Source organism: Verrucomicrobiota bacterium (genome assembly GCA_039027815.1).
Lineage (GTDB): Bacteria > Verrucomicrobiota > Verrucomicrobiia > Verrucomicrobiales > JBCCJK01 > JBCCJK01.
In genome coordinates this window covers 20,760-32,697 of record JBCCJK010000034.1, presented here as the reverse complement: position 1 = coordinate 32,697, position 11,938 = coordinate 20,760, and the positions used below count along the sequence as shown (strand labels likewise).

General features: G+C 60.3%; 10 protein-coding genes and 1 other RNA gene. 4 read left to right on the top strand and 7 right to left on the bottom strand.

Translation table 11 applies throughout. The features are described from left to right. Positions 1 to 367: 367 nt before the first annotated feature. From AAF555_09665 to AAF555_09655, 3 genes are all read right to left on the bottom strand, one after another. On the bottom strand, positions 368 to 1,657 hold the full coding sequence (locus AAF555_09665) for a hypothetical protein (GenBank protein MEM6911834.1): 1,290 nt from the start codon (positions 1,655 to 1,657) through the stop codon (positions 368 to 370). A gap of 283 nt (positions 1,658 to 1,940) precedes the next feature. Further along, positions 1,941 to 3,326: an argininosuccinate lyase gene (gene argH / locus AAF555_09660; protein ID MEM6911833.1), complete on the bottom strand. Its 1,386-nt coding sequence runs from the start codon at positions 3,324 to 3,326 to the stop codon at positions 1,941 to 1,943. A gap of 34 nt (positions 3,327 to 3,360) precedes the next feature. Beyond that, complete coding sequence (locus AAF555_09655; GenBank protein MEM6911832.1) at positions 3,361 to 3,849, bottom strand: Fur family transcriptional regulator; 489 nt, start codon at positions 3,847 to 3,849, stop codon at positions 3,361 to 3,363. An 82-nt stretch (positions 3,850 to 3,931) separates the two neighbouring features. Between AAF555_09655 and AAF555_09650 the strand changes: the two genes are divergently transcribed. Next, a complete protein-coding gene (locus AAF555_09650; GenBank protein ID MEM6911831.1) occupies positions 3,932 to 4,660 on the top strand; it encodes a M23 family metallopeptidase in 729 nt (242 codons plus the stop codon). Positions 4,661 to 4,664: 4 nt separating this feature from the next. Here the strand turns inward: AAF555_09650 and ffs are convergent. Next, an RNA gene (gene ffs / locus AAF555_09645) (signal recognition particle sRNA small type) lies at positions 4,665 to 4,759 on the bottom strand. 196 nt (positions 4,760 to 4,955) lie between these two features. Here ffs and AAF555_09640 point away from each other — a divergent pair. Together AAF555_09640 and AAF555_09635 are read left to right on the top strand one after the other, a co-directional pair. Next, a complete protein-coding gene (locus AAF555_09640; protein ID MEM6911830.1) occupies positions 4,956 to 5,855 on the top strand; it encodes a hypothetical protein in 900 nt (299 codons plus the stop codon). A 41-nt stretch (positions 5,856 to 5,896) separates the two neighbouring features. Next, the gene (locus tag AAF555_09635) at positions 5,897 to 6,829 is read left to right on the top strand and encodes a hypothetical protein (GenBank protein ID MEM6911829.1); all 933 of its coding nucleotides are present in this window, start codon (positions 5,897 to 5,899) and stop codon (positions 6,827 to 6,829) included. A 359-nt stretch (positions 6,830 to 7,188) separates the two neighbouring features. Here AAF555_09635 and AAF555_09630 read toward each other — a convergent pair whose 3' ends face one another. From AAF555_09630 to AAF555_09620, 3 genes are read right to left on the bottom strand one after another with little or no spacing between them, the layout of a single operon-like run. Then, entirely contained in the window at positions 7,189 to 8,688 is a 1,500-nt protein-coding gene (locus AAF555_09630) for a TrkH family potassium uptake protein (GenBank protein ID MEM6911828.1), read from the bottom strand. A gap of 15 nt (positions 8,689 to 8,703) precedes the next feature. Further along, complete coding sequence (gene trkA, locus AAF555_09625; GenBank protein MEM6911827.1) at positions 8,704 to 10,053, bottom strand: Trk system potassium transporter TrkA; 1,350 nt, start codon at positions 10,051 to 10,053, stop codon at positions 8,704 to 8,706. 43 nt (positions 10,054 to 10,096) lie between these two features. Continuing rightward, the gene (locus tag AAF555_09620; GenBank protein ID MEM6911826.1) at positions 10,097 to 10,672 is read right to left on the bottom strand and encodes a Maf family protein; all 576 of its coding nucleotides are present in this window, start codon (positions 10,670 to 10,672) and stop codon (positions 10,097 to 10,099) included. Positions 10,673 to 10,785: 113 nt separating this feature from the next. Between AAF555_09620 and AAF555_09615 the strand changes: the two genes are divergently transcribed. Continuing rightward, positions 10,786 to 11,886: a homocysteine S-methyltransferase family protein gene (locus tag AAF555_09615; protein MEM6911825.1), complete on the top strand. Its 1,101-nt coding sequence runs from the start codon at positions 10,786 to 10,788 to the stop codon at positions 11,884 to 11,886. Positions 11,887 to 11,938 lie beyond the last annotated feature (52 nt).

Sequence of the window (11,938 nt, the reverse complement as noted above, 5' to 3'; positions counted from 1 at the left end):
GCGGGGAAGGAAGAGCCGGAGTCTTTCGAGCCAGCCCTGCGTTGCTCCTCGGTTAGGGTGCCTGTACCGCGCCCTCGTCGCGCCTTGGTCTGGCCCGAAATCCACTCGGCCATTCTACCAGCCAATTCTGCAGCTTGGTATAAGACGGGCGGCTTCCGAGGGGTGGAGTTCATGGAGAGAGTCTACGTTTGGTCAGCCCTTTGCGCCAGAGGAGGGGAGATTTGTTTCGGTGGGTGAGGGCGAGGGGCAGGATGACCTGTGCGGAGGAAGCTGGGGGAGGGGGCGGTCGGTTTCGGTTTTTTTGGAGGAAGGGTGTGGCGCAGGAGGCCGCAGAGACGCGGGGTGGGAGCGGGGGAGGGTCCGGGTTTTAGCGGACTTCGGGGCCGCCGAGGTTGATGCCGATTTGCAGGCCGATGGAGTGCTCGCTTCCGAAGTCGTCTGAGTAGTCATAGTTGTATTGGAGGCGGGCTTGGAAGGTGCGGGCGGGGTCGGAGTAGAAGGTGATCATGGGGGAGAGCCGGAAGCGGTCGTCGAGCCCCGCTTCGCTGATGCCGGAGACCCAGCCGCCCCGGAGGCCGAGGTCGATTCGGTCATCGAGGCTGTAGACGAGACTGGAGTAAAGGCCGATTTCGTCAAGGTCCGCTTGGCGTGTTTCTTCTTCTTCGTGGTGATCGTCGTCGTGATCGTCATGATGATCCTCTTCTTCGTGCTCTTCGTCTCCGTGAAGGTGTCCGGAGACGGCTTCGAAGTGACGATAGAGCAGTTCGTTTCGCCAGCGTAGGGCCTGGCCCCCAGGGCTGTAGCCGTTTTCCCGCCAGAGGTATTCGAGGCCGATTCCGTAGACTTGGGAGGTGCCCCCGAATTCATTGTCGCCCCAAGCGCCCGAGACGAGCCCCACGAGCCGGTGACGGTCATTGAGGTCATATTGGTTTAGCCAGGAGGCGGTCACGGCGATGTCTTGGAGATTGGCCCCTTCTCCTTCGAATTCGGCTTCCTCACCGTGTTCTTCTTCGCCGTGGGCGTGATCGTGGCTCTGGATTTCGCCTACCGAGACGGAGAGGAGGGAGGTTTGAAAGAAGGGGAGGGGGGCGTTCCAAGAGATTTCTCCGCCGAGGGTGGTGAGTTCGCCTTCGTTGAGGAAGCGACTATTCACCAGGTTCTGATTCAGGTAGTCCCAGCCGTGATTGTGGAGGGTGTTGTGGAAGCCGAAGCGATTGAGATATTGCCCGCCCCGCAGTTCGAGGCCGAGTGGCAAGTCGATGAGTTTCAAGAAAGCTTCTTCCAGGTTGAGGCTGAAGTGGCCATCGGCATCGGTGGTTCCGGTGGCGTTGGCGAAGCCTTGCAGCCAACCGGCGCGAAGGGAGATCCCTGGTTCGATGCCCTGGAGGGTGAGGTCGCTCTGAGGGTCGTGATCTCCTACGGCCAGGGAGGAAATGTCGGTGGTGGCTTCCGTGTAGACCCCAAAGACGTGGAAGTGGGGATAGAGGTAGCCGAGCCCGTCCAGGGAGCCCTCTCCCGACTGGAGATTGCGGAAGAAGTTTTCGGGACTGGTGAGCAGGAGACTTTGGGTGTCGCCGGGCTCTTGGGCCCGGGCTGTCGGGCTGCTGGGCAAGAGGAGGAGGAGCGCTGCGGAGAGAACGAGAGCGTGAGATGTCATAGCCCACCACCATGGACTAACGCAAATCAATCGCAATATTTAATTTAAATTATTTGCGTTTGTGAGACTAGGTCTCAATTGCTGCTTTGTGGTCGGGTCACCATTTTTGGATCTAGCTCCGCGCTGTTAGGATGAAATGGAGACGGGGTGAACGGCCGAGAGGGGTTGGCCCGGAGCATTCCGCGGTCTTCTCGTGGAAGTGCTGAATTTTCCTGACGCTTGCTGGTGGGGATGCGGTTTTTTGGAGGAAGGAGTCGCTCGGGAGGCCGCGAGAGGCGTGGGGCTACCTTGCGTCCTCGGAGAGGGGAGGCGGGGTGGGGGCTGGGTTTTTTCGCTTTTCGATTTCGGCTCGCACGTTGTCTGGGCTGGGAGAGCCAGGGTTGCGGCGGGCGGCGAGGGCCCTTTCCAGTGAGAAGACTTCGTGAGCCTGGCTGGTGAAGGCGGGGTCGATTTGGCTGAGGTCGAGTTGGTCCAGGGGGGTGCCGCTGGCGACGGATTCCGCCACCGCTTGGCCAACCAGTTCGTGAGCGCGGCGGAAGGGGATGCCTTCGAGCACGAGCCAATCGGCGAGGTCGGTCGCCAGTAGAAGTGGATCGCTGGCGGCGGCCTGGCAGCGCTCGATCTGGATCTCCATGCCGGCGATCATTTCAGCATTGACGGCCAGGCTGAGCTTGAGCGTGTCGATGGAGTCGAAGAGGGGTTCTTTGTCTTCTTGGAGGTCGCGATTGTAGGTCAGGGGCAGCCCTTTCAAGGTGGTCAGCAAGGTGACGAGATTGCCGACCAGGCGACCGGTTTTTCCGCGAGTGAGTTCGGAGACGTCGGGATTCTTCTTTTGGGGCATGAGGGAGGAGCCGGTGGTGTGGGCGTCCGAGAAGGTGGCGAATCCAAATTCGGCCGAGCACCACAGGATGAGGTCTTCCGAGAGCCGGGAGAGGTGGACGCCGCAGAGGCTGATGGCGAAGAGCAGTTCGGCGATGTAGTCCCGGTCGGCCACCGCGTCCATGGAGTTGTGGGTGACATCGCGGAAGCCAAGTTCGGCGGCCATGGCTTGCCGATCAAGATTGATGGTGGACCCGGCCAAGGCCCCTGAGCCGAGGGGGGAGATATTCAGGCGGCTGCGGCAGTCTTGCAGGCGGTCGAAATCCCGGTCGAGCATTTCGACGTAAGCCAGAAGGTGGTGGCCCACGGTGACGGGTTGGCCGCGTTGGAGGTGGGTGTAGGCTGGCAGGACGGTCGCGGCGTGGGCTTGGGCTTGGTCCAAGAGGGACTGTTGGAGATCGCGAAGGCCCGCCGCCAAGACGTCGATTTCGGCCCGGCAGTAGAGCCGGGTGTCGGTGGCGACTTGGTCATTGCGAGAACGAGCGGTGTGGAGCTTGGCGCCGACTGGGCCGATGCGGCGGGTGAGCTCGGCCTCGATGTTCATGTGGATGTCCTCGAGCGAGGGGTCGAACTGGAATTGGCCAGACTGGATTTCGGCTTCGATGTCGTGAAGACCTTGCTCTATTTGCGAGAATTCCTCCTCGCGCAAAAGCCCAGCCTGCCACTGGGCCCGAGCGTGGGCGAGGGAGCCGGCGATGTCGTGCTGATAAAGTCGCCAATCAAAGCTGACCGATTCGCCAAGCTGTTGCACGAGGTCGGCGGTTGGCTGGGCGAAACGTCCTTTCCACATCGTTTTGGTCAGCTGGCCCGCTCGCCCGGCCCTTTCAAGCTTTTTTGTTTAGCCGCGCGTCGATGAGATTTTCGCACAAGCCTTTGTCGCGCAGTTGATCGCAACAGGCTTCGATTCGCAGGGCACTTTTGGCGGGCTGGAAGCCCAGGCGGCGGGTGATGCATTCCTGCAAGAGTTGAATGTGGTTGTCCTCGAATTCGAGGACTTTGCCGCAGTCGATGCAGATCAGGTGGCCGTGGTCCGGGCTGTTGTGGAAGTTGGGGTCGTAGGTTTTTTCGTCGCGTCCGAGTTCGATTTCCCGGAGAACGCCGCTTTCCACCAAGAGATTGAGGGTGCGGTAGAGGGTCGCTCGGCTGGTGGCGGGGTCGATTTTGCGAGCCCGCGTCCAGAGTTCTTCCGCGGTGAAGTGTTCGTTCGATTGGAAGGCGGCGTCGATGATGACTTTTCGCTGGGGCGTGCGGCGGAGTCCCTTGCGTTGGAGGAACTCTTCAATGCGGTCGTGAATGTCGGAGGGGGCTGCCACTGGTGATTTGTAATCTACGGGTTGCGGGGGCTCGCGTCAACGTGGCGCTTGCGGGCGGCGGCTTTTGGTGGAGGAGAAGGGGATGCGCTGGTTCAATTGGTTTCTCTACGGCGGGGCGGTGTTGGCCCTTGCCGGAGGCCTCTGGTGGCAGGGCGAGCGCCGCCCACCAGCTCGGCCGGAGGCGCCCAAACATCGAGTGGTAGCCGAGCAGTTTCTGGCCTCCCCCTGGGAACGGATGAGCTTGCCCGAGGCGCGGGTGTTTGAGTTTCCGCTGGGGGCCCGGCAGGGGGGGCTGGCCTACAATGCCCAGCCTTTTCTAGACTGGAACGGCAGCCGTGGTGGCTACCATTTGGGAGACGACTGGAACGGAATCGGCGGGGGCAACACGGACGCCGGCGATCCCGTGCGGAGCATTGCGGCGGGTCGCGTGCTCTACACCGGCACGCCGAGCGCGGGCTGGGGCAAAGTGGTCGTGGTGGGACATCGTTTGGCTACCGGGGAGCTTTGGACGAGCTTCTATGCGCATTTGGAAAGCGTAGCGGTCTCGGTGGGCTCGTTTCTCGTTCGGGGCCAGCGCTTGGGCTCGATCGGCACGGCGGATGGTCTTTACTTGGCTCACCTGCACTTCGAGTTGCGACGGGGCGCTGAGCGTTTACATGGGGCGGGCTATGCCTCCCTCCCGCGGGATCCCTACCGGAGGGGCTTGCGGTCTTTCCTGGACGAATGGCGGCAAGAGCGCTTTGCCGAGTTTCTCCCCGCCCCGGAACCAAGGGGGCGGCCGCTGCCCACAACCCAATTCTTGGTCGAATGAAGAGTGCTGTCAGGGAACCACGGCAGAAAAGAGCACACTACCGTTGCTGCCTTCCGGCCCTGGCGGGGTTCGCGAGTCGAGTCTCCATGGCCCCTGACAGCGGAAGAGAAGGATGCCTATTTCTGAGGGGGTGACAAGGGCGAATTGGTTCTTCGCTTTTCCTTTCCGGGCAGCCAGCCGGGTAAAGACCGCTTGCTTTTCTCTCGGCCCAAAAAAATTAAGGGTTGCCTCCCCAGCGCGAAAACTGTAGCAACTCGTTGGAAGATCCGTTCCGACCCAGCGACAACCCCATCCCATGGCACCGAAAATTCTAACCATTCTGGCCACCATTTTCGTGGTGGCAGCCGCCATCCTAAGTTACCTCAACAAAGGTTTCCTCGACGAAGAGACCTCGGCGCTCGCCTCTCAGCAAAATCTTCTGAAGGAGAAGCAGGCCGACCTGCAGGAGGTCAAGGAGCAGATCGTGGCGGTGAAAGAAGAGGTGGAAGAATTGACGGTGGAAGTCGCCACCACCACCGAAGACTTGGCCAAGGCCACGGCCGAGGCGGAGGCGTTGAAAAGCACCCAAGCGGCACTCGAAGGAGAGAAGACCGAGGCCGAAACCAATCTCGGCAAGCTTGAGAAGGACATCGAGGACATCGGGAGCATCGGCGAAGTGGATCAGGAGATGCAGGCTGTCAGCAGCGAGATCGAGCTGCTGAAGTCGGAAATCGCAGACGCCAAGCGCAATCTCGAGTTCACTCAACGCCGCCAGGCCAGTGTCTCCCAGACGCTCGATGAGACGCGTGCCACCATTAGTATGAAGAAGCGGGGCTTCGTCGACGGAGGCCTTAGCACGACCGTCCGCTCGGTCGATCCAGAGTGGGGTTACTTGATTCTGAATGCGGGGGATCGCCGGGGAGTCGTTCCCAAAGCCGAGTTTGAAATCCGCCGGGGCACCTCGCTCATCGCTCGGGCGGTCGTGACCTCCATCGAACCAAATATTTCAGCCGCCACCGTCACCGAGAGCTTCGGCATCATCTCGGTGGGCGACGTCGCCGTGCACGAGGCGCCGGCCCTCCCAGAAGTTTCCGAGGAAGCTCCCAGTCCCCTCCCCACCGTGGTGACCCCGCCGGTGGAGGAAATCATGGAAGAAGAGCCAGCCGCCGAAGAAGCCCCGGCCGATCCTTTTGCGGACGATCTTTTCGACTTCTGACTCGCACCTTTCCTGACCTCCCACCCCCTTGAATTGATCCCATGAAAGCAGGCCTCCTATTTCTTACCGCCATCATCCTCGGTGCGGCCGGTTACTTCGGCTACACCAACTACAGCACCTTTGTGGAAACGCAGGAGGAGAAAGAAGGCGTCATTCAGACGGTGGGCATGACGGATCGCAAAATCCGCGATGAAATGAGTGAGCTGGTCGGGGAAGATCGAAATTCTCCCTACGCGGCCGCCACCAGCGCCTTGAAAGACGGGGCCATGCCTCGCTTTTTCAATGAGCTGCAAACCTCGAGTTGGTTCGGTCGCAACCCGGACTTCGATACCTGGGAGCCGAGTCAAATGGAAGACGCACCCTTGGTGGCCCAATACAAAAAACTGACCAACGAGCGGACGGAGTTGGCCACCAAGCTCGACTTCGCCCAAAACGACATCCGGGAAGGGCAGGCTTCGGTCGGCGAGCTGGAGCGTGACCTCAAGGTGACGAAAGCGAAAATTGCCGAGTTCGAAAAAGTTTTCCAAGAACTCCAAGACAGGTTTGGCGAGGGCGTCACGCCGGAGAACTTCCGCGCCAAGCTGGATGCGCTCGAAGCCCAGCGGGACCAGCTCCAGAGCGAGTCAGCTGCCCTAGAGCGAAGCGTGGTCCAGGCTTCAGAAGCGGTCGAGCAGACGGAGCGCACGCTTTCCAACGTCCGCCAGGAAGACCGTGACTGGCGCCGCCGCAATATCGAGCAACTGGAAGCCATCGTGACCGCCGTCAACTCCGAGTGGGGGTATGTGGTCATCAATGCCGGGAAACGGCAAGGCGTCTCGGGCGATGTGCCGCTTTTGGTCATGCGCAATGGCACCCTCATCGCCAAGCTGAACGTGACCACGATCGAGGACAATACCTCAGTCGCCGATGTCATCGAAGGGAGTCTGCGTGGTTCCCTCACTCCGGGAGACCAAGTCATCGAGGAGCGCTCTTGATCATCGCCGGAAAGCCCCTACGTTGACGCCATGAAAAAGCCGATTCTTTTCGCCTCCTTGGCTGGTTTGGGAGTGCTTGGCTTGTCCAGTTGCACCACCACGAAAAAGCCGCAGGGGCCCTTGTCTGAAAAGAGCCAACTCAGCTGGAGCAATCAAGGCCAGCGCGGACCGGCCGTGGATCCTCGTTTTAGGTCCTTCAGTCCTGAGTCGTACGAGCGTTACTGAGCGAGATTCTCTCGTTTCGCTTTGAGTGGGGCTCTCGATCGGAGAGCACCCTTCCCATTCCCTGGGTCGAATCAAAGGTGCAGGGATCGGGGAAAGAGCTTCTGAAGTGTGCGCCTGGTTCTGGGAACGGGGTTTCAGTATTTTCGCCAGAGCGAAGGCACGAAAAGCACAAAAATCGCGAGTAACTCCAAGCGACCCAGGACCATCAAGAGACTTAGGAGCAGCAGCGTGCCGGCTTTGAGATGAGCGAAGTTGTCGGTGGGGCCGACCTCGCCCAGTCCCGGGCCAATGTTGAAAAGGGTGGCAAAGGCGCAGGAGTAACAAGTTTGGAGATCGAGGTGGGGTTCGATGAGGCTGATCACGAGGGTGCCGATCCCAAGGGTCACGGTGAAGAGCCCCATGATGAGGGCCGCGCTTCGGGCGGAGTCCTCGGCCGGCATGCCGTTCATTTTGATGACGACGGTTTTTCGAGGGCGAAAAGCGCCGATGATTTCCTGGGCCCCCATTTTCAGGAAAAGAAGGAAGCGACTGACCTTGAGGCCGCCGGCGGTCGATCCGGCGCAGCCGCCCATCGCCATCAGCACCAGCAGCATGGCGACCGAAAAGCCGGGCCATTGCTCGTAGCCTTCGGGCAGGACCTCGGCCACCCGCCAGTTGCTGGTGAATCCGCTGGAGGTGATGATGCTGGCGACCGCGAAGGAGGCGTCGAGAAAAGCGGAACTGGCGTCTTCATACAGCCCGGTTTCCGCGGTCAGATTGAGGCCGATGGAGAGGACAGCGATGAAAAACATCCCGTAAAAAAGGCGGCTTTCCTCCTCCACCCGGAGCCGTTTCCATTGCCGCCGGTAGAGTGCTGAGAGCACGAGAAAATTGGTGCCGCAGAGCAGCATCATGACCATCACGAAGAGCTCGATCGGGGTGCTGCGGAAGTAGCCGATGCTTTCATTGTAGGGACTGAAGCCCCCGGTCGCGACCGTGCACATACCGTGATTGACGGCGTCGTAGAGGTTCATTCCCAGTGCCAACAGCCCGAGGATGCAGAGGGCAGTCATCACGAGGTAAATGACCCAAAGCTGCCGGGCGGTTTGGAGCACGCGGGTGTTCGAGCCCTCCCCTTGGCGGAGGGATGATTCATGTCGCATGAGAGACTTGGCCCCTACCCCGACGTAGGAAAGGAGCGCCACGAAAAGCACCAAGATCCCGGCCCCGCCCAGCCACTGGCTGATCGATCGCCAGAGGAGAATGGAGCGAGGCATGCGGTCGAGATCCTGGATGACAGTCGATCCCGTGGTGGTGAAGCCGGAGACGGACTCGAAGAGCGCTTCATCGAAGTTGAGACTCGGCTCGCACAGGGTGTAGGGCAGCATGCCGACCAGGCCACTGATGACCCAGCCCAAGCCGACCACCACGATGGCTTCCTTGCGAAGAATGTCGGTCTTGGTTTTCCAGCCAATCGCCAGGAGGGCCCCTCCCAGCAGGGCGGTCATCCCGGTCGAAAGCCAAAGGGCGCGGGCGCCCGAGGACTCGCCGGTGGTGGCTTCCTCGAAGAGGGCAAAGCCGCCACAGGCCGCCATGGCCACCGCCAGCAAGAGGACGAGCGATCCGAAGATCTTGGAAAGGAGGCGGAAGTTCACGGAGTCAGAAAGGATTCAGCCGTGAACCAGCTTCAGGAAAGGCTTGCGAGTCTGGGCGGAAACCATGGCGAAGAGATTGTCGCCCGGCTCGACGGTGTCGGTGGCGGAAGGGACGGTGGCGTGGATGGAGTGAATGCGAGCGATGATGACGCTCTCTTCGGGCCATTCGATTTCCTGGAGAGAGAGGCCCACGATGCCGGAGCCCTCGGGCACGGTGGTTTCGATGACTTCGACCTCGCCAAATTTTCGGACGAGATGGAAGGAATCCGAAGTGATGAAGCGCGTCAATTCGCGGCGAACCGCTTCCCGTGGGCTGACCGCAGCCACCACCCCAAACTTGCTGCCGAAGGAGCTGATGGCGTCGGCGTAGTCCGCCCGATGAATGAGACTGAGGCAGCTGTGGGTTCCGAGATTGTGGGCTTGCAAGCAGGTCATGACATTGTCCTCATCGCTGCTGGTGGCGGCCACGAAGAACTCGGCCTCGCCGACCTGCTCTTCTTTGAGTTCATTGACCGAAGTGGCGTCGGCGTTGATGATGACGGCTTTTTCCAAGCGATTGGCCAATTCCTCCGCGCGCTCGCGATCGACCTCGAAAATCCGCACGCGGAAGTGAGAGGCTTCCAGCATTTGGGCGAGGGCGAAGCCATACTCTCCTCCCCCGAGGATCACGACCCGGGGCTGCTCTTGGCGGCGATTGTTTTTCAAGAGCTTGTCGAGCGTTTCGCGCAGCTTGCGCGGTTCCCCAAAAAAGATGACCATATCGCCTCCGAGGACTTTCTCGTTGGCCGTCGGGATGATGTGGGTGCCTTGGCGGGCAATGGCGCCGATGCGGACTCGATCGGGCAATTTCAGCTCTCGGAGTGTTTTGCCTTCCAAGGGGTTCTCCATCGGGAGCCGGACTTGCTGGAGCTCGATGCGGCCGCGAGCCAGCTCCTCCACCATGATGGAATCAGGATTGCGGATGAATTTGGCAAGCTCGACCGAGGCCAGCCTTTCCGGGCTGAAAATGTAATCGATACCGAAATGCCCTCGGTGGTCGAAGAGCCACTCCTCTCGCTGGATGCTGGCATGGACCCGGCAAATGACCTTCTTGGCGCCCAGCTTTTTCGCGATGGAGCTGGAGACGAGGTTGGTGTTGTTGCTGCTGGTGAGAGAGAAGAAGAGATCGCATTCGGCCACGCCTGCCTCCAAAAGCAGGCTGACCGAGGAGCCATCTCCCTGGAGCACCCGGGCGTCGAGCAACTCATCCAGTTCGGTGGCCCGCGCTTCATCGGCATCGATCACGACGGTGTCATGTGCTTCCCGCGAGACACTCGCTGCCATGTGGCGACCGATTTCGCCCGCCCCCACGATAATGATTTTCATAAACGGTGGCGAGTCCCTGGGGAATCGCTCGAGATAGTCTCTTTCAGATCTTCCAATTCTTCAACTCCGCCTGCAAGGCTTCCATCGGGAGGCCGATGACATTGCTCCAAGAGCCGTCGAGGCGCTCAATGATTTTTTCCCCATGTTCTTGGGCCGCGTAGCCGCCCGCTTTGTCGAGAGGATCGATCGAGGCCAAGTACTCGCCGATCCCGGCCGGATCGAGGGCCCGGAAGGTGACGGCCGTCACAGCGTGGAAGCGTCTTTGCTTGGCGGAAGCCTTCTCCAAGAGGCAGACCCCCGTGCAGACTTGATGAGTGCGTCCGGCCAGTCGACTCAACATGAAAAAGGCTTCCTCCAAATCGCGCGGCTTGCCAAAGGGCTCCCCATCCAGATAAACCAAGGTATCCGCACCCAGCACGAGAGCGCTCGGGAACTCGCTCGCGACCGCCGACGCCTTCCGAAAGGCATTTTCCTCGGTCAAAGCCGCGGCCGAGAGCTGGGGATCGTGGAGCTCTTCGGCAGCCGAAGCCCGCACCGCGAAAGAGAGCCCAGCTTCAGCCAAGAGGTCGCGCCGGCGCGGCGAACTGGAGGCCAGAATGAGCGGGACGGTCTCAGACACCCGAAAGGCTCCAGAAGCGGGAGACTCTGGCAAGCCCTTTCTCCGCGGCATTTCGTATCCAGTCTGAAATAGATATCGACATATCAAGATATGTAGATATTAGGGGAAGAGCGATGAAGACCATGGAAAAGAGCCCCGCCTTCGAAACTTTGGAGCAGAGCTTGGCTGAGCGAATTCTGGTTCTCGATGGGGCTATGGGAACGACCATTCGCGAGTATGGGCTGGACGAAGGAGCGGCCCGCGGAGAGCGCTTTGCCAAGAACGAGAAGGATCTCCTGAATAACGGGGACATCTTGTCGCTGACCCAGCCGGGCGTCATTGGAGACATTCACAAACGGTTTTTGGAGGCGGGGGCCGATCTCATCGAGACCAACACCTTTTCGGGCACCACCATCGCGCAGAGTGAGTTTTTCGTGGAAGATCCTCGGGAGACGGGTGGTCGCAAAGATCCGGAGTTCTTCGAGAAGGAGGTCCTGGAAAATCCGCAGCTTCAGGACCTCCAACGAGATATCAATGTGGAATCCGCTAAGCTTTGTCGCAAGTGGGCAGATGACATCGGAAGCGACACCGGGCGGCGACGTTACGTGGCGGGAGCCATTGGGCCCATGACCGTCTCGCTTTCGGTCTCGCCCGATGCCTCTGATCCCGGGTTCCGGGTCGTGACCTTCGACCAGGTGAAACGCTCTTACCGCGAGCAAGCGGAAGCGCTCTTGGAAGGCGGGAGTGATATCCTAATGGTGGAGACCATCTTCGACGCGCTCAATGCCAAGGCGGCCTGCGTCGCCCTCCGGGAGATGTTTGAGGAAAAAGGGCGGGAATGGCCGATCATCATCTCGGCGGCGGTCGGTCGGGGAGGCGAGACCATGATTTCAGCCCAAAAAGTCGACGCCCTTTGGAACGCCTTTTCTCATCTCCAGCCTTTGGCGATCGGGTTGAATTGTTCCCTCGGTCCCGACCTCATGAAGCCGCACCTGGAAACGCTCGCGGCGGAAGCGGGGGCGGCGGTCTCTTGTTATCCTAATGCGGGCTTGCCCAATCCGCTCGCGCCCACGGGTTTCGACCTCGAGCCCTCTCACATGAAGGACTATTTGGGCGAATTCGCGAGGGAGGGCCTACTGAATCTGGCAGGAGGATGCTGCGGGAATACTCCCGAGCACGTAGCGGAAATTGCCAAGGCGGTGGAACACGTCGCCCCCCGAAAGTTTCACCGCTAAGAACGCTCAGCCCGCCAAGATTTTGAAGGATTGCGAAGAGTCTGCCAAGCGA

What these genes read in the sequence shown, in the direction of transcription:
- AAF555_09650 (MEM6911831.1), top strand. Translation starts at nt 3,932, where the DNA reads ATGCGCTGGTTCAATTGGTTTCTCTACGGCGGGGCGGTGTTGGCCCTT.
- AAF555_09640 (MEM6911830.1), top strand. Translation starts at nt 4,956, where the DNA reads ATGGCACCGAAAATTCTAACCATTCTGGCCACCATTTTCGTGGTGGCA.
- argH (MEM6911833.1), bottom strand. Translation starts at nt 3,326, where the DNA reads ATGTGGAAAGGACGTTTCGCCCAGCCAACCGCCGACCTCGTGCAACAG.
- AAF555_09665 (MEM6911834.1), bottom strand. Translation starts at nt 1,657, where the DNA reads ATGACATCTCACGCTCTCGTTCTCTCCGCAGCGCTCCTCCTCCTCTTG.
- trkA (MEM6911827.1), bottom strand. Translation starts at nt 10,053, where the DNA reads ATGAAAATCATTATCGTGGGGGCGGGCGAAATCGGTCGCCACATGGCA.
- AAF555_09615 (MEM6911825.1), top strand. Translation starts at nt 10,786, where the DNA reads ATGAAGACCATGGAAAAGAGCCCCGCCTTCGAAACTTTGGAGCAGAGC.
- AAF555_09635 (MEM6911829.1), top strand. Translation starts at nt 5,897, where the DNA reads ATGAAAGCAGGCCTCCTATTTCTTACCGCCATCATCCTCGGTGCGGCC.